The organism is Nocardia vulneris (assembly GCF_001613425.1).
Taxonomy (GTDB): Bacteria; Actinomycetota; Actinomycetes; order Mycobacteriales; family Mycobacteriaceae; genus Nocardia; species Nocardia vulneris.
The window spans coordinates 138,031-154,140 of the sequence record NZ_BDCI01000001.1 but is presented as its reverse complement, the minus strand read 5'-3'; the positions used below and the strand labels follow the sequence as shown (position 1 = coordinate 154,140).

Sequence of the window (16,110 nt, the reverse complement as noted above, 5' to 3'; positions counted from 1 at the left end):
CCTCACACTGCTTTTCACCTGGGTAAACGAACACCACTCACGGAGCGGTCAGGTGCGCGAGGGTGCTGACGAGGCGTTCGACGATCTCGGCGGGCCAGGGGAACGACGGCGCGACCGCACGCTGATGCGCGAGGCCGTGCAGCCCGAGCCACAGCGCTACCGCATCCACGGCCGGGTCCGCGCTCCGAGCCTGGCCCGCGGCAACACAATCGGCGAGGGCAGCCGCGAGCAGTCGCAGGCTCGACTGCCCCAGGACCGCCATGTCGCCCTCGGAAACAGCGCCGTCGTCGCGGTCGGGCACCCAGCCGCCGCCGAACATGGTGCGGTAGCGCCCCGGACGCGCACGGGCGAACTCCAGATAGCCGAAACACACTGCGGCCAAACGATCCCGGGGCGAGTCCCCCGCGGCCCGCTCGGCCGCCCGTAACTGCGCGTCCAACTGCGCGAAGGCGTCGTGCACGACCGCGGGCATGATCGCCGATCGGTGCGGAAAATGCCGATAGATCGAGGGCGCCGCGATCCCGGCCCGCCGCGCCACCGACCGCAGCGTCAGGGCACTGCCGTCGCCGGTTTCGTCGAGCAGCGCGACGGCCGCCGCCACGATCTCGTCCCGCAGCCGCGCGCCCGCGCCCCGCGGATTGCGCACGCGGGTGTGCGTCGCCCGCTCGTTCTCGTTCATGACCAAAACCTTACAGACCAAAACTTACAGCTGTTAGCCCTTGCGCAAACTCGACTAACACCCGTAGCCTTACGTCCGTTAGCTCAACCGGATCGGATCGGACACACCATGAACAACAGCACCGCCACCATCACGGCGATCGTCCTGCCGGACAGGGTCGAGCCCGATGGCCTGCAGGTCACCACGCGCGATCTGCCGACGCCCGCCGCCGGTCAGGTCGTCCTGGGCATGGAGGCGACCGGCGTCTCGTTCGCCGAACAGCAGATGCGCCGCGGCAAGTACTTCGACCAACCGCCGTTCCCCTTCGTGCCGGGCTACGACGTGGTCGGCACGGTCACCGCGACCGGCCCGGGTGTCGACACCGGCTTGATCGGCTGCCGCTTCGCCGCCGTCACCAAGGTCGGCGCCTGGTCGAGCGCCCTCGTCCTGGACGCCGCGGATCTGGTCCCCGTGCCGGACGGGGTGACCCCGGCCGCCGCCGAAACGGTGGTCGTCAACGGACTGACGGCCTGGCAGCTGCTGCACCGGACCGCCCAGGTCCGCACCGGCGCAACGATTGTCGTGCTCGGCGCGAACGGCGGCGTCGGCTCCACGCTCGTGCAGTTGGCCCGGCAGGCCGGGATCACCGTGATCGGCACCGCCGCCCCGCGCCACCACGCCGCGCTGCGCGAGCAGGGCGTGCACCCGGTCGACTACCGCGACCCGGACATGTACCGCCGGATCAGGGAGAGGGCGCCGGACGGCGTCGACGCGGTCTTCGATCACGTCGGCGGGGCCACCGTGGTCGATTCGTGGCGGCTGCTGCGCCGCGGCGGCACGCTCGTCTCCTACGGCACCGCGGCGACGAAGAACGACGGCGGGAACCCGAAACTGCCTGTGCTGAAGCTGTTTCCGCGGATACTGCTGTGGAACCTGTTGCCCAACGGCAAGAGCGCGCGCTTCTACAACCTCTGGGCGGGCCAGCGTCGCCTCGACATCTTCCGCAGGCAACTGCGCGAGGACCTCACCCAGGTGTTCCGCCTGCTGGCCGAAGGCGCGCTGACCCCGCAGATCGCCGCGGAGTTCCCGCTGTCCGAGGCGGCCGCGGCGCTGACCCTCGCCGAATCACACACCGTCGCAGGCAAAGTCGTCATCGTGCCGGATGCGCACCGCTGACCACCGCACTGCTCTCCTACCCCGTTCCACACCCTTATCTCGGAGGCTCCTGTCATGACCACCGCACAACTCGCCGCCCCGCTCGTCCCCGCGCCCGCCCTCTCCCGCAGCGGCGACGTCGACAATCGGTCCACCTACGTCAGTTTCGGACTCGCCTACATCCTGGGACACGGTGCCGCCGCGCTCTCCCGGGGCGACGACCCGCTGCTGGCCCTGCCCGCTTGGCTGCCACTCGCCCTGTTGGGCATGGGTTTCGCGGTCGGCACCGTCTGCGCCACCCGTGCCGCGCTACGCGCCCAGCGGGGCGCCGCCAAACCCGACGTACTGACCGGACAACTCCTCGGACTGTCCTGGGCGGTGGGCTTCGGGGCCTTGTTCGTGGCCATCACCGGTCTCACCACCACCGCGGGCCTGCCCGAGCTGCAATCGGTCCTGTGGCCGGCCGGTTCCGGGCTCGTCGTCGGCCTGCTGTACCTCGGCGAGGGCGCCGCACGCCGCAACGTGCTGCACTACGGCCTCGGCGCCTGGCTCGCCCTGGTCTCGACCGCCGCGCTCTTCGTCGGCATGCCGGGCTTCTTCGCCATCCTCGCGCTCGCCGGGGGCGGCGGTTACGCGGTGGCCACTCTCCTCGAGTACCGCCGCCTCGGCCTGCGCTGAACGACGAAAGCCGCTCGCCCGCTACCGAATACGATCGGTGGCGGGCGTTGTCGTGCGCCACCGGCTCAGGTCCACGGGCACGAGGCCCGCGCGTTCCGCGATCAGCGCGGCCCGCACCCGGGTGCGCACCTGACGACCTCGATATCGTCCGTGGCGCCGAGGATCCCACGGGCTCGAGTAGCCTGGCGGGGAACGGCTCACCACCCCGGCACCACCCACCGCGACGGAGAGGATGCGCCCATGACCGTGCTCGTCGCCGGATCGACCGGCTTCGTCGGGCAGCGACTGTGCCCCGAACTGGCGGCGACCGGACGGTCCGTCCGCGCCATGACCCGGCATCCGGAGTCCTACCGCGGCAGCGGCACACCGATCGGCGGCGATGTCGCCGACCCCGATTCCTTACGCGCGGCGCTGCGCGACTGTGACGCCGCGTACTACCTGGTCCACTCGCTGGCCGAAGCCGACTTCCGCCGCCGCGATGCCGCGGCCGCCCGCAACTTCGGTCGCGCCGCCGCCGACGCCGGGGTGCGCCGGATCATCTATCTCGGCGGCCTCGGCGACGATACCGACGACTTGTCCGCGCATCTGCGCAGCCGCCGCGAGGTCGAGGGACTGCTCGGCGCGGCGGGCGTGCCGGTGACCACGCTGCGCGCGGGAATCATTGTCGGACACGGCGGTATCTCCTGGGAGATCACCCGGCAACTGGTCGAGCACCTGCCCGCGATGGTCACGCCGCGCTGGGTACGCACCCGGACGCAGCCGATCGCCGTCGACGACGTGGTGCGCTACCTGGTCGGGGTCTTGGACAACCCCGAGACGACCGGACGCACCTTCGATATCGGCGGCCCCGACGTCCTCGAATATCTCGACATGCTGCGCCGGGTCGCCAAGATCGAAGGCCGGCCCCTGCTCGTGGTGCCGGTGCCGCTGCTCTCGCCGCGGATGTCCTCGCTGTGGCTGTCGCTGGTCACCGATGTCGACACCACCACGGGCCGCGCCCTGGTCGACTCGATGACCAACGAGGTGGTGGTGCGGGACAACAGCATTCGCGCACTGGTGCCGTTCGACCCGCTCGACTACGACGCCGCCGTCCTGCGCGCGCTCGGGGAACGCGCGAAAGCGGCACGCGCCGCATGAGTTCCGCCGGTCTGCTCGCCCGCCGTCGCCGGGTCGCGGTCGTCGCCCTCGCGGGCACCGGCCTGCTCGGCGCCTCGTTCGCCGCCGAGCCCGATTCCGCGCGGTTCTACCGGCTCACCCTCGCCACCGCGGCGACCTGGACACTGGGCGGTCGCCCACCACGCGAAGGCGAGCCGCCCGCGCCCGTACTCGTCCCCATCGCGCTCGGGGCCGCCACGTTCGCCGTCTTCTACGGCTGCGGCTTGGTCGCCCGGCGAATTCCCTTCCTGCGCAAGGCGATCACCGGCGTGCTGCGCTACGCCGAACGCGGGCCCACGCCGCGGGTGCTGCTGATCACGCTGGCCAACGGCGCCGCCGAGGAGATCTTCTTCCGCGGTGCCGTCTACTCCGTCGCCGGGCGCCATCCCGTCCTCGTCTCCACCGGCGTCTACGCCTGCACCACCGCCGCCACCCGCAATCCGGCCCTGGTGCTGGCCTCGGTCCTGATGGGCACGCTGTTCGGTCTGCAACGCCGCGCCACCGGCGGCATCCAGGCGCCCGTGCTCACCCATCTCACCTGGTCCACCCTCATGGTGCAGTACCTCCCGCGCCTGTTCCGGTGACGCGTCGCGCGAATCAGACACTGACGCAGCGGTTCCCGACCCTCAGACCAGTTGCCCCGGTTCCTCGGCGCGCGCGCTGCGCGGCGAGCGAGCGGTGGCGCGCATCCGCAGTCGCCGCGGTTCGGGGACCACGGCGAGCGTCGGCCGGATATCGGTGCCGCGCAGGCTGCGCAATCGCCAGCGGGTGGCGATGGTGGCCAGCGCCAGGGTGGCCTCGGTCAGCGCGTACCGATCCCCGATGCATTTGCGCGCGCCCGCCGCGAAGGCCAACTGCGCGTCGCGCGGCGGCTCGGGCCGAGCCGGATCGAAACGATCGGGATCGAATCGCTCGGGGTCCGGATAGAGGTCGGGGCGGTGCTGGATCAGGTACGAGCTGAAGATCACCGTGCTGCCCGCGGGCAGCGGGTGACCGCCGAGCTCGGTGTCCTCGGTCACCGTGCGGGTCGACAACCAGGCCGGCGGCCGTAAGCGCAGGGTTTCGGCGATGACCTGACCGGTGAACGGCAGCCGTGGCAGATCCCCGTGCCGCGCGGCGGCCCCCGCCAGGACGGCGTCGACCTCGGCGTGCAGCCGGGCGGCGACCTCCGGGTGCCGGTCGAGCTGGATCAACGCCCAGGCCAGCGCCGTCGCGGTGGTGTCGGTGCCCGCGAAGAAGAAGGTGAGCACCTGATCGACGATCTCGGCGTCGCTCAACTGCCCGCCGTCGTTGTCGCGGGCCATGACCAGTGCCGAACAGAGATCGCCGTGGTCGACCCCTTCGGCGCGCCGGGCGGCGACCAGCTCACCGAGGATGGCGCGCGCCTCCTCGGCGGCGCGCAGGCAGGCGCGATTGCCCAGCACCGGCCAGCGGCGCACCCACTCCGGCATCATCGCCTGCCGGATCACGCCGGCGAAGACCACTTCCACGTCGTGCAACAGCCGCTGCTGGTCCGATTCCGGCATCGCCTGCCCGAACAGCGTCGCCGCGGTCACCTTGGCGGCGAGGGTGTGCAGTTGCGCTTTGACGTCGATCACCTCGCCGTCGTGCCAGGAATCGACCATCTCGGTGATCTGATAGGTCATCATCGGCGCGTATCCGGTGATCCGATCGGCGTGGAAGGCGGGCTGCAACAGCCGCCGTTGCCGCCGGTGCATCGCGTACGGACAGGTGGCCAGTCCGTGGCCCACCAGTTCCCGGCCGCGGTCGAACTGCGGGCCGCCCTTGTCGAAGATGCGGTCCTGCCGCAGCATCTGCTGGGTCAGGTCGGGGTCGCACACGACCACGGCGGTGACCGGCCCGAGACCGATCCGGACCAGATCACCGTGCGCGGGCAGCGACGCCATGAAGCCCAGCGGATCCCGCCGCAGCGACAGCAGGTGCCCCAGCACCGGCAATCGATGCGGCGCCGTCGCGACCCGCACGGTCGCGCCCTGCTCACCCATGACGTGTCTCCCTCCCGTACGAGAACGACATGTCTACAGTGTCCGCCAACCCGGAGGCGGCCACAGCCACTTCGGCCAGACCGGGAGCACGAGATGCCATGTCCCACAGCGGAACATCACACGGCAGCCACCTTCGTGATCACCTCCAAGAGCTCGTGCAGCGTCTGCCGGTCGGTGGTCGGGGACATGAGCGAGGCCCGCAGGTACGGACGACCGCCCAGTTGGAAGGACGACAGGTAGAACCGGCCGTCCTGGATCAGCCGCGCCCGCAGCTCGAGCTGCCGGTCGCCACACGGTTCGTAGCGGAAGCAGAGGATGTTGCTCTGCGGCTGATACGGCGCTGTGAAATCGGACCGTTCCTGAATGAGCTCCCACAGCTCGGTGGCCAGACCGTACTGCCGCTCGACGTAGGAGCGCAACGACGCCTCACCGCGATAGGCCAGGGTGAGCAGGATCTTCAGACCGAGCGGCGCCTTGGAGGTCTCGAAGGTGTACTGGCCCGGATCGACGTCTTCGGCTTCGGGTCGGTAGAGATAGCTCGCGTCCTGTTTGAACATCGTGTCGAGATAACGCTTTTCGCGGAACAGCACCCCGGTGCACAGGGCCGAGGTGCGCAGCATCTTGTGCCCGTCCCACACCGTGGAGTCCGCGCGTTCGAGGCCGGCGAGCAGGCCGCGCAGCCGCGGCGAGAGCAGCGCGGCCGCACCGTGCGCGCCGTCCATGTGCAGCCACAGTCCGTTGGCCTCGCAGAACTGTGCCACCTCCGCGATCGGGTCGTACAGGCCCGTCCCGGTGGCACAGCCGTTGGCCACCACCGCGACGGGCCGCAGGCCCTGGGCCCGCACGTCGGCCAGCGCCGGGGCCAGGCCCGCCGGATCGATGCGGCCCAGCGCGTCGGTGCGCAGCGGGTAGACGCCGTTCACCCCCAACCCCATGACAGCGGCCGCTTTTCGCACGGAGTAGTGACTCGTGGCGGGCGCCATGATGACCAGATCGCCCGGCGTTCCGCGCTGCCACGCGGTCGCGTCGGCATGCGAGCGCGCCGCGAGCAGCGCGGTCAGATTGCCCAGCGTGCCGCCGTTGGTGATGGCGCCGAGGCCGGTCTCGCCCCAGCCGACGTGGTCGAGCATCCAGCGGCACACCGATCGATCCACCGCCGCGGCGGCCGGTGCCAGCTCGTACACCAGAGGAATGTTGTTGGTCACCGCTTGTAGCAGGTCGGCGACCACCCCCGGGGTATCCGAGGGCGCGATCTGGTGCCCCATGTATCCCGGATGGTGATGGCTGGCCGAGATATCGCTGTAGGTGGTGACGAAGGAGAGCAGTTCGGGCAGGGTCATTCCCCCCTCCTCGACCCACCGGCGCAGCTCGAGCCGCTTGGACACCGTGTCGATATCGGCCGCCGAGACGACCTCACCCGATCCGGCCCGGACGGATTCGACATGCGCGACAAGGGCTTCCAGGACCGCCGTCCCGACCTCTCGTACATCGTCGACCAGGTCGACATGGGACATGATGGATCCTCTCTTGGCTGGCGTCAGCGCGCGGCCGTGCCCACCGGGTCGTGGTCCCCGTCGATGTCGCGCATCATGATGCGGTCGATGTCGACCTCGGGCACCTGGAAGTCGTGGATCAGGAACTCCTCCATCAGCAGCACGCTGAGCAGGTGCACATAGGCGTCGCCGAACGGATACGGCACCCGGGGCGACCGCGATCCGGTCACCCGGTCGACGAGCCGGTCCACCGCCTCGGGTACCAGGAATCCGACCCGCTTGATCGTGGCCGGGCTCAGCACCGCGGCCACCCAGTCGTCGCCGTCGGGCAGCAGCGCCTCCGCGCCGGGCAGTCGCATCCCGAACTTCGGCCGATTGACGATGCCGTGCGGCAACCGATCGGAATAGGCTTCGCGCAGAATATGTTTCGCCCGCGCACCGTTCAGTTTCCACTCGACCGGCAGCGCCGCCGCGTACTCCACCACGTGCGAGTCCATGAACGGATAGCGGCCCTCGACGCCGTAACCCGTACCGGCCCGGTCGCCCAGGCAGGTCATCCCGTAGCCGATCAGGAACGTGTGCATGTCCACGAGCATCGATCGGTCGATCGCGGGTCGCTGATCGAAGTCGGGGAACTCGGAGCGCAACCGGCGCAGCAGCACGGCGTGGTCGTCGTAGACATCCCCGGTCGCGGCGATCAGCTGGTCGACCGGTTCGGTTTCGAAGCGGCGCAGGTGGGCGCCGAGGGTGAAGTCACGGTCCGCGCGGTCGGCGTAGAAGCGAAGGATCGCGGCGGCATTGGTGGCATCGCTGTAGCGCATATCGTTCAGCGCCAGCTCCAGTTCCTCCGCCGCGCCCGCGAAAGACCCACCGCGCAAACACCGTTCGAGGATCGTCGCCTCTTTGGCCACGTCGTAACCGGCGAACAGTTCGTCGGCGCCCTCGCCGCCGAGAATGATGCGCACCCCGGCCAGCCCTACGTGCTCGGCCATCACGCCGTAGGCCACCGGCGCGGTGAAATGCAACGGTTGCTCGCACTGCCGCACGACATGCGGGAACCGTTCCCGGACCTGTGCGCGCGACACCGGTATCCGGGTGTGCTTGCTGCCCAGCCGGTCCACCATGGCCTGCTGGTACGGCGACTCGTCCACCGGACTGTCGGCCGCGTCGATGGAGAAGGTGGTGAGCGGCTCCCCGATCAGTTCGCTCATCACCGTGGAGATGACGGCCGAGTCGATGCCGCCGCTGATGTAGGTGCCCAGCGGATAGTCGCCGCGCAGCCGCAGCCGCACCGAGTCCCGGATCACCTCGCGCAGCCCGCTTTTCGCCTCCTCGAAGGACTTCGGCGGCGCCACGGCATCCTGGCGCGCGATGCCGTGATAGTACTTCGACAGCTCCGCCTGCCCGTCCCGGACGGTGAGGATGTGTCCCGGCGGGATCGCGTCGATGCCGGTGAAACAGGTCTCCCCCGGGACCGGGCTCCAGTACCGCATCGCGCGCCGCACCTTGTCCGCGGCCAGCTCGCGCGGCACCCGCGGAAACGCGAACAGCCCCTTGATCTCGGACGCGAAATAGAAGGTGCCGTCCTGCTCGGTGTAGAACATCGGACGCTCACCGAAGCGGTCCCGGCCCAGGATCAAGGTCCGTTCCCACTTGTCGTAGAACACGAAGCCGTATTGGCCGTTCAATCGGGAAAGCGCGTCGAGGCCCCAATAGGCGAAGGAATGCAGCAGCACCTCGGTATCGGAGTTCGTCCGGAAACGAACGCCGTAATCCTCCAGTTCGCTGCGCAGTTCGAGATAGTTGAACACCTCGCCGTTGAATCCGGCGATGTATCGCCGGTCCGGCGTGACCATGGGCTGCTGGCCGAGCCTGGGGTCGATGACCGAGAGCCGGACGGTGCCGAGGGTGAAATCGGCGCTGTCGTAGAGGCCCACTTCGTCCGGACCGCGATGGGCGATCGCACGGATCCCCCGCCGCACCAGGTCCAGCCGCTGGTCTTTCCGTAATCCGCTGTCAATGAATCCGACCACACCACACACGGGTATCTCCTACTTCCTGACGATCGAAAAGTTCGCCAGCGCCGTCGCCTATACCGAGTCCAGATACCGCGCGCGCTCCCATTCGGTCACTTCTCGCTGGCCCGCCGTGGCCTCGCTGCGCGCTACCTGGCACAAGTTCTGCACGGTCCCCGCGCCGAGGGCCCGCCGGGCGAATTCGCTCTCGCCGAAAAGCGTTGCCGCCGCCCAGATATTCGTCGGCAGCGGCGGGTATTCGGCCGACACATAGGAGTTCGCGGCGGGCGCGGCCGGTGTCAGCCCTGCGGTGACGCCGGCCGCGCCCGCCGCGAGCTGGGCTGCGGCGAGGAGATAGGGATTGGCGTCGGCGGCGGCGATCCGCGTCTCCACCCGGGTGCCCTTGGCGTCGCGGATCAGCACCCGCACGGCGGCGCAGCGGTTGTCGAAGCCCCAGGACAGGTTCGTCGGTGCGAACGAATGGTCCGTCACGCGCTTGTAGCCGTTGGGCGTCGGCACCGCGACGAGTTGCAGCTCGGCCGCGTACTTCAGCAGTCCCGCAACATAATTGCCGCCGACCGTGCTCAACCCGCCGGTCCGCGCGTCCCAGAACGCGTTGCTCTTGTCCTTGCCCCACATGCTCTGATGGATGTGCAACCCGCTGCCGGAGAGATCGCCGAACGGCTTCGCCATGAACGTGGCGCGATACCCGTGCCGCGGTGCGAGTTGCTTGACGGCATAACGGAAGAACAGCAGGCTGTCGGCCGCGGTGACGGGATCGGAGGGGGTCAGGTTGATCTCGACCTGACCCGGCGCGTACTCGGCGCCACACGCCTCGACCTCGACGTCGGCGCTCAGCAGCATGGCGCAGATCTCGTCGAGAAACGGCTCCAGGTAGTGGTTGTCGTGCAGGCTGTAGACCGGGTTGCGATCTCCGTGCGCGCGCAGCGACTCGCCGTCGAGCGCGTAGAACTCGGACTCCATCGCGATATACGGTGCGAGACCGGCATTTTCGAGATCGGCGACCACGCGGCGCAGCACGTCGCGCGGCGCGATCGCGGCGAGCTCGCCGGCGGCGTCCACCACGTCACAGAAGACCAGCGCCGTCTTCGGCTTCCACGGCACCAGCCGCAACGTCGCCACGTCGGGCCGCAGGAAGATATCGGGATATCCGTTCGACCAGCTGTAGTCGGCGGTCTCGATGACCTCCATCCGGTAATCCCAGGCCAATACCGCCGACGAAAGCCCGACCCCGTCCGACATTCCGTTGGCCAGAAAGGATTCGACCGGGATTCTCTTTCCGCGAAGGGCGCCGGTCATATCCGGGGTGGCGAGCTCGACCATCGTGATCGAATTCTCTTTCAGGAATTGCTCTACCGCTTCCATCTGGATCCTCTCACTCCCCCACGGACCGTCTCACTGCGCCGCCCATGCGGGTGCGCGACCTGTTCCGAAAGGCAGGCTTCGACAGTCGTTGTCGCCCATCGGGCCAGTCTGGCAGAGCAACTCGTGGTCCGGGATGCCCCGGATGGGGGGTTGAAATTCGGGCGAACACCCCTGATCTTGGACGAACAACACCGAGGCAAATCTCCCCAAAAGCATTACGGGAAGCGACGACCGTGACCGAAGCCCCACCGCTCATCGATACCGCGGCCGAACCGGCCCGCGCGCCCGGGCCGACGGGCCTGGACGCGTTCCGGGTAATGACCGAAATCCGCCGAGATCCGTGCTCGGCATTCCAGGAACTCGTCGAGCGTTACGGCAACGTCGTCCGAATAGACGCGTCCGGGCAGCAGTTCTTCCTCGTGAACGATCCCGATCTCGTCGAAGCCGTCTTCGTCGCGCGGCAGAGCAACTACGGCAAGACGCTCAATGCCAAGGTCGCGGCGATGGCGCTGGGCAACGGGCTGCTGACCAACGAGGGCGAGTCCTGGACCAGGCAGCGCCGGATCATGCAGCCGCTGTTCGCCCGCAGGCAGCTGGACCGGTTCGCCGAGGCCATGATCGACGCCGCAGAACGCACCCTGGCCCGCTGGGAGACCCGTCCCGACGGCGACCGGCTCGATGTCTCCGTCGCGATGAACGCGTTGACCCTCGACGTCACCGGCCCCGCGCTGTTCGGCGGCGACCTGTCCGACGACGCGGCCCGCGTCCACGAGGCGCTCGTCGAGATCCTGCGCTGCGTCGGCAAGGCGATGACCTCGCTGCTGACCTGGCTGCCGCTGCGTATCCCGGGCGTCACACCCGATTCGGCATTGCGGTTGCAGGCGCCGCGCTGGCGCAAGCTGGACGCGGCGGTCGGGGTGCTCGACGACGTGGTCACCCGGCTGATCCGGGAACGACAGGACAACCGTCACGACGATCGGCACGATCTGCTCGGTCTGCTGCTCGACGCACGGGACGAGGCAGGGGCGGCGGCGATGAGCCCGCGCCAGGTCCGCGACGAACTGAAGACCTTCCTGCTGGTCGGGCACGACACCACGGCCTACTCGCTGGCCTGGACCCTGCTGCTGCTGTCGAATCACCCCGAGGCGCGCGAGCGCCTGATCGCCGAGGTCGACACCGTGCTCGGCGGCCGCCGCCCCACGCCCGCCGACCTCGACCAGCTGCCGTGGACCTCGGCCGTGCTCGAGGAGGCGATGCGCTTGTATCCGCCGTCCTGGTTGATCGAGCGGCAGGCCGTCGCCGACGATGTGCTCGGCGGCTACCACGTACCGGCGGGCGCGACCGTGTACGTGGCACCGTATCTCCTGCACCACGATCCGCGGTCCTGGCCCAATCCCGAAGGTTTCGATCCGCGCCGATTCCTGCCCGAGCACCGGCAGTTCGTCTTCCCCGCGACCGGGGCCACCGCGAATCCTCTTGCCCGCCCTCGCTTTTCGTATCTCCCCTTCGGCGCGGGCCACCGCCAGTGCATCGGCTTGGGGTTCGCCCGCGTCCAGGCCAGACTCATCCTCGCCATGCTCACCCAGCGCTACACCTTCGACCTCGCCGCCGGCGCCCGCGTCCTCCCCGAACACACCCTGACCCTGCGCCCCCGCGACGGTCTTCCCATGGTCCTGCGCCGCCGAGCCGCGACCGACGACGCGGCGGCTCCCCTAGGCTGAGGGGTATGGCTGCTTCTACGAGCAACGAGATCCAGTTCGATCGTGCGCGGCAGGTTATTCCGGGCGGGGTGAATTCGCCGGTGCGCGCTTTCCGGTCGGTCGGAGGCGCGCCCCGGTTCATCGTGGCTGCGGCAGGGCCGTATGTCACCGATGTGACGGGGCGCGAGTACGTCGACCTCGTGGCGTCCTGGGGGCCCGCCGTTCTCGGTCACGCGCATCCGGAAGTCGTTGCGGCCGTGCAGGATGCGGCGGCGCGCGGCTTGTCGTTCGGTGCCAGCACACCGGCCGAGACCGAGCTGGCCGAACTCGTCGTGGCCCGCCTCGGCGGCCCACGCGCCGAGGGCGGGCTGATCGACGAACTCCGGCTCGTGTCCACCGGCACCGAGGCGACGATGACCGCGATCCGGCTGGCCCGCGGGTTCACCGGAAAACCGTTGGTGGTCAAGTTCGCCGGCCACTATCACGGTCATTCCGACGGCCTGCTGGCCGCCGCGGGCTCCGGCGTGGCCACCTTCGGACTGCCCGCCTCGGCCGGGGTGCCCGAGCCGATCGCGGCGCAGACGATCGTGTTGCCGTACAACGACATCGCCGCGGTCCGGGCCGCTTTCGCCGCACATCCGGGCCGGATCGCGGCCGTCATCGTCGAAGCCGCCGCCGCGAACATGGGTGTCCTCGCCCCTGACGACGGCTACAACGCCGCACTGGCCGCGCTCGCGCACGAGCACGACGCGCTGCTGATCCTGGACGAGGTGCTCACCGGGTTCCGGGTCGCGTCCGACGGCTACTGGGGCCTCGAAAGGTCGCGCTCGACCGCGCAGTACGACGCCGACCTGGTGGCGTTCGGCAAGGTGATCGGCGGCGGCATGCCGCTGGCGGCGGTCGGTGGCCGCCACGACGTCATGGCGTGCCTCGCGCCGGACGGACCGGTGTATCAGGCGGGCACGCTGTCCGGGAATCCGCTCGCCGTCGCCGCGGGCCTGGCCACGCTGCGCCTCGCGGACCAGAAGACCTACGACCTGCTGGATCAGACCAGCACGACGATTCAGGACGCCACCACCGCCGCCCTCACCGAAGCCGGTGTCGCGCATACCATTCAGTCGGCGGGCAACCTGTTCTCGGTACTGTTCGCCCCCACCCCGGCCCGCGACTACGCGGACGTGCAGGCGCAGGACACCTTCCGGTTCCCGCCGTTCTTCCACACCATGCTCGAACACGGTGTGGCGCTGCCGCCGAGTGTCTACGAGGCCTGGTTCGTCACGGCCGCGCACGACGATCGCGCGCTCAGCACGATCCTCGACGCGCTCCCGCACGCCGCCCGGGCGGCCGCGGCGGCGCGCCCCGAATGATGCTCCGGCACAATCGAAGAGCGCACTACCGGCCGGGGTTGTAGTCGCGTCGATACTTCGTCGGCGACAGACCGAGTTCGCGGGCGAAGTGGGCGCGCAGGTTGGGCGCGGTGCCCAGGCCGCTGTGCGCGGCGACGAGATCGACCGGCAGGCCGGTGCGTTCGAGCAGTTCGCGGGCGCGGGCGAGGCGCTGCCCGAGCAGCCAGCGGCTCGGCGTGGTGCCGAGTTCGGCATGAAACCGGCGGATCAGGGTGCGCACGGACACACCCGCCGCGGCCGCGAGGTCGCCTACCCCGGTCGGCTGATCCAGCCGCGCCATCGCCCACTCCAGCACCTCGCCGAGACCGGAGCCACCGTCCGGGGCGGGCACGGGTGACGCCATGTACTGCGCCTGACCGCCCGCGCGATGCGGCGGGACGATCATCCGGCGCGCCACCGCGTTGGCGGCGCGGGTGCCCAGATCCGCGCGAATCACGTGCAGGCACAGGTCGATTCCGGCCATCAGCCCGGCACTCGTGAGCACGTCCGGTTCGTCGGTGTAGAGAATGTTCGGATCCACCCGCACGGCCGGGAACCGGCTCGCCAGCAGTGCGGCGTGCGCCCAGTGGCTGGTGGCCGTTCTGCCGTCGAGCACCCCGGCCGCGGCCAGCACGAACGCGCCGGAGCACAGCGAGACCATCCTGGCGCCGCGCGCCCGCGCCGCCCGGATCGCGGCCAGCGCCGCCGCGGGCGGATCCGTGTGCACGTCACCGGTTCCGGGGACGAGCACCGTATCCGCGGTCACCAGATCGTCGAGCCCGTGGGTAGCGCACATGCCGAACGACCCGGCAGGACCCGCGTGACCGAACCAGGCCCGCAGGCCGACGTGCGCACCCGCGCCGTCGACCCCGCACAACCGCAGGTCGTACCAGTCGCCCGCGTGGTCGTGCGGCGGCGTACCGAAGGCCTGACACGCGAGCGCGACCTCGATGGCGGCCTGCTGCGGGAGCAGCAGCACCGCGAGAGTGCCTGGGACACTGGGCATGTCACAAAGCTATCGAATGATGGCAAACACGGCACTCGTGGCCGCCGCAACGGCTCTGTACGGTGACCTGACGTGACAGCCCACACCCCGGACAACCCTGCCGTTTTACCGGTCGACAGCCGGCGGTGGCCGATTCTGGCGGTCGCCTCCGCCGCCCAATTCCTCGCCATCCTCGACCTGTTCGCGGTCAATGTCGCGTTCCCCGCGCTGGAGCAAACGTTCCACGGCAGCACCCTGGCTCAGGTGTCGTGGGTGCTCAACGCGTACACCATCGTGCTCGCCGCCATGCTGGTGCCCGCGGGGCGGATGGCCGACGACATCGGCCGCAAGGCCGCGTTCCTGGTGGGTATGACGTTGTTCGGGGTGGCGTCGCTGGGCTGCGCCCTCGCTCCGACGCTCGGCGTGCTGGTGGCGGCGCGGGTGGTGCAGGCCGTCGCGGGCGCGATCCTGATCCCGACCTCGCTCGGCCTCGCCCTGCCCGCCTTCCCGCCGCGCGAACACGCCAAGGTGATGGGCATCTGGACCGCCGTCGCCGCGGCCGGCGCAGGCAGCGGTCCGGTGGCAGGCGGTCTGCTGCTGGCCGCCGGCTGGCGGTGGATCTTCCTGATCAACATTCCGGTCGTCGCGGTGGCGGTGCTGGCCGGGCGCCGGGTGCTGCCCGCCTCGGTGCGCGGTCCCCGCAAACGCCTGGATCTGCTCGGCGCCACCTTGGTGTTGCTCACCGCGGCCGGGTTGACGACCGTCTTCGTGCAGGCCCCGGAATGGGGCTACGCCTCCAAGGCGATTCTCGGCTGCACGCTGGCGACCGTGCTGCTCGCGGCGCTGACCGTGCGTCATCTGCGCCGGGCGCCCGACCCGGTGGTCAGCTTCGCGCTCTTCCGGCACCGGCTGTTCACGGTCGCGGTCGGCGGGTTGTTCCTGTACTACCTGGCTTTCGCCGCGATGATCCTGGCGGCCACGCTGTTCCTCACCGGCCGCTGGCACTATTCGGTCGTGACCGCGGCGCTCAGCATCGCGCCCATGCCGCTGAGCACCATGACGACGGCGCTGCTGTACGGCCGGATCGTAGCCCGGGTCGGCGCGCGGATCGCCACCATGCTCGGCGGTGTGGCGCTCGCGGCCGGCTGCGGCTGGTGGGCGCTCACCGCGACGGACCGGCCGCAGTATCTCGCAGTGTTCCTGCCCGGCGCCATCCTGGCAGGCATCAGCACCGCGCTGTTGCAGCCCGCGCTGTTCGGGTCGGCGGCCACCCTGCCGTCGGAGCAGACCTCCCTGGCCAGCGCGGTGCTCATGATGTCGCGCCAGCTCTCCTCCGCGCTCGGGGTCGCGATCCTCACCGCGCTCCTCGGCCAGCAAGCGTTGCGCGAGTTCCGCATCGCCTGGTTCGCGATGGCCGCCGCCGCACTGGCCGCCGCCGTCGTCGGCCTGCGCTTCCGCGACAATTACGCGGTGCGGGAACCGGTTCGGTGACCG

Annotated in this window: 13 protein-coding genes; 7 read left to right on the top strand and 6 right to left on the bottom strand. The window is 69.9% G+C overall.

All coding sequences use genetic code 11. The features are described from left to right. Positions 1-37 precede the first annotated feature (37 nt). Entirely contained in the window at positions 38-679 is a 642-nt protein-coding gene (locus NVU01S_RS00595; protein ID WP_043678638.1) for a TetR/AcrR family transcriptional regulator, read from the bottom strand. 108 nt (positions 680-787) lie between these two features. Here NVU01S_RS00595 and NVU01S_RS00590 point away from each other — a divergent pair, with 108 nt between their 5' ends. From NVU01S_RS00590 to NVU01S_RS00575, 4 genes are all read left to right on the top strand, one after another. Further along, the gene (locus NVU01S_RS00590) at positions 788-1,834 is read left to right on the top strand and encodes a medium chain dehydrogenase/reductase family protein (protein WP_043678640.1); all 1,047 of its coding nucleotides are present in this window, start codon (positions 788-790) and stop codon (positions 1,832-1,834) included. Between the two features lie 54 nt (positions 1,835-1,888). Beyond that, a complete protein-coding gene (locus NVU01S_RS00585) occupies positions 1,889-2,491 on the top strand; it encodes a hypothetical protein (RefSeq protein ID WP_043678643.1) in 603 nt (200 codons plus the stop codon). Positions 2,492-2,731: 240 nt separating this feature from the next. Next, complete coding sequence (locus NVU01S_RS00580; protein ID WP_043678646.1) at positions 2,732-3,628, top strand: NAD(P)H-binding protein; 897 nt, start codon at positions 2,732-2,734, stop codon at positions 3,626-3,628. Next, positions 3,625-4,230, top strand: a complete 606-nt coding sequence (locus NVU01S_RS00575; RefSeq protein WP_052281165.1) for a CPBP family intramembrane glutamic endopeptidase — start codon at positions 3,625-3,627, stop codon at positions 4,228-4,230. The genes NVU01S_RS00580 and NVU01S_RS00575 overlap by 4 nt, the downstream gene beginning before the upstream one ends. A 42-nt stretch (positions 4,231-4,272) precedes the next feature. Here the strand turns inward: NVU01S_RS00575 and NVU01S_RS00570 are convergent, their stop codons facing one another. From NVU01S_RS00570 to NVU01S_RS00555, 4 genes are all read right to left on the bottom strand, one after another. Beyond that, a complete protein-coding gene (locus NVU01S_RS00570) occupies positions 4,273-5,652 on the bottom strand; it encodes a cytochrome P450 (RefSeq protein WP_043678647.1) in 1,380 nt (459 codons plus the stop codon). 116 nt (positions 5,653-5,768) lie between these two features. Then, positions 5,769-7,166, bottom strand: a complete 1,398-nt coding sequence (locus NVU01S_RS00565) for a pyridoxal phosphate-dependent decarboxylase family protein (protein WP_052281166.1) — start codon at positions 7,164-7,166, stop codon at positions 5,769-5,771. A gap of 23 nt (positions 7,167-7,189) precedes the next feature. Continuing rightward, a complete protein-coding gene (asnB, locus tag NVU01S_RS00560) occupies positions 7,190-9,178 on the bottom strand; it encodes an asparagine synthase (glutamine-hydrolyzing) (RefSeq protein WP_043678648.1) in 1,989 nt (662 codons plus the stop codon). Positions 9,179-9,235: 57 nt separating this feature from the next. After that, positions 9,236-10,546 (bottom strand): glutamine synthetase family protein, encoded by a 1,311-nt coding sequence (locus tag NVU01S_RS00555; RefSeq protein ID WP_063048028.1) that lies wholly within the window; start codon positions 10,544-10,546, stop codon positions 9,236-9,238. A gap of 233 nt (positions 10,547-10,779) precedes the next feature. On the opposite strand from NVU01S_RS00555, the gene NVU01S_RS00550 reads away from it, so the two are divergent. After that, on the top strand, positions 10,780-12,267 hold the full coding sequence (locus tag NVU01S_RS00550) for a cytochrome P450 (RefSeq protein ID WP_052281361.1): 1,488 nt from the start codon (positions 10,780-10,782) through the stop codon (positions 12,265-12,267). Between the two features lie 5 nt (positions 12,268-12,272). Next, entirely contained in the window at positions 12,273-13,613 is a 1,341-nt protein-coding gene (locus NVU01S_RS00545) for a glutamate-1-semialdehyde 2,1-aminomutase (protein ID WP_043681389.1), read from the top strand. Between the two features lie 25 nt (positions 13,614-13,638). Here the strand turns inward: NVU01S_RS00545 and NVU01S_RS00540 are convergent, their stop codons facing one another. Next, complete coding sequence (locus NVU01S_RS00540) at positions 13,639-14,637, bottom strand: GlxA family transcriptional regulator (protein ID WP_043681386.1); 999 nt, start codon at positions 14,635-14,637, stop codon at positions 13,639-13,641. A 72-nt stretch (positions 14,638-14,709) separates the two neighbouring features. On the opposite strand from NVU01S_RS00540, the gene NVU01S_RS00535 reads away from it, so the two are divergent. After that, positions 14,710-16,107, top strand: coding sequence for an MFS transporter (locus tag NVU01S_RS00535; protein ID WP_043681383.1), 1,398 nt, complete (start codon positions 14,710-14,712; stop codon positions 16,105-16,107). The last annotated feature ends 3 nt before the right edge of the window (positions 16,108-16,110 follow it).

Bases quoted from the DNA above. Each gene is read 5' to 3' on its own strand.
- NVU01S_RS00595 (WP_043678638.1), bottom strand. From the start codon at position 679: ATGAACGAGAACGAGCGGGCGACGCACACCCGCGTGCGCAATCCGCGG.
- NVU01S_RS00590 (WP_043678640.1), top strand. From the start codon at position 788: ATGAACAACAGCACCGCCACCATCACGGCGATCGTCCTGCCGGACAGG.
- NVU01S_RS00585 (WP_043678643.1), top strand. From the start codon at position 1,889: ATGACCACCGCACAACTCGCCGCCCCGCTCGTCCCCGCGCCCGCCCTC.
- NVU01S_RS00580 (WP_043678646.1), top strand. From the start codon at position 2,732: ATGACCGTGCTCGTCGCCGGATCGACCGGCTTCGTCGGGCAGCGACTG.
- NVU01S_RS00575 (WP_052281165.1), top strand. From the start codon at position 3,625: ATGAGTTCCGCCGGTCTGCTCGCCCGCCGTCGCCGGGTCGCGGTCGTC.
- NVU01S_RS00570 (WP_043678647.1), bottom strand. From the start codon at position 5,652: ATGGGTGAGCAGGGCGCGACCGTGCGGGTCGCGACGGCGCCGCATCGA.
- NVU01S_RS00565 (WP_052281166.1), bottom strand. From the start codon at position 7,166: ATGTCCCATGTCGACCTGGTCGACGATGTACGAGAGGTCGGGACGGCG.
- NVU01S_RS00555 (WP_063048028.1), bottom strand. From the start codon at position 10,546: ATGGAAGCGGTAGAGCAATTCCTGAAAGAGAATTCGATCACGATGGTC.
- NVU01S_RS00545 (WP_043681389.1), top strand. From the start codon at position 12,273: ATGGCTGCTTCTACGAGCAACGAGATCCAGTTCGATCGTGCGCGGCAG.
- NVU01S_RS00540 (WP_043681386.1), bottom strand. From the start codon at position 14,637: ATGCCCAGTGTCCCAGGCACTCTCGCGGTGCTGCTGCTCCCGCAGCAG.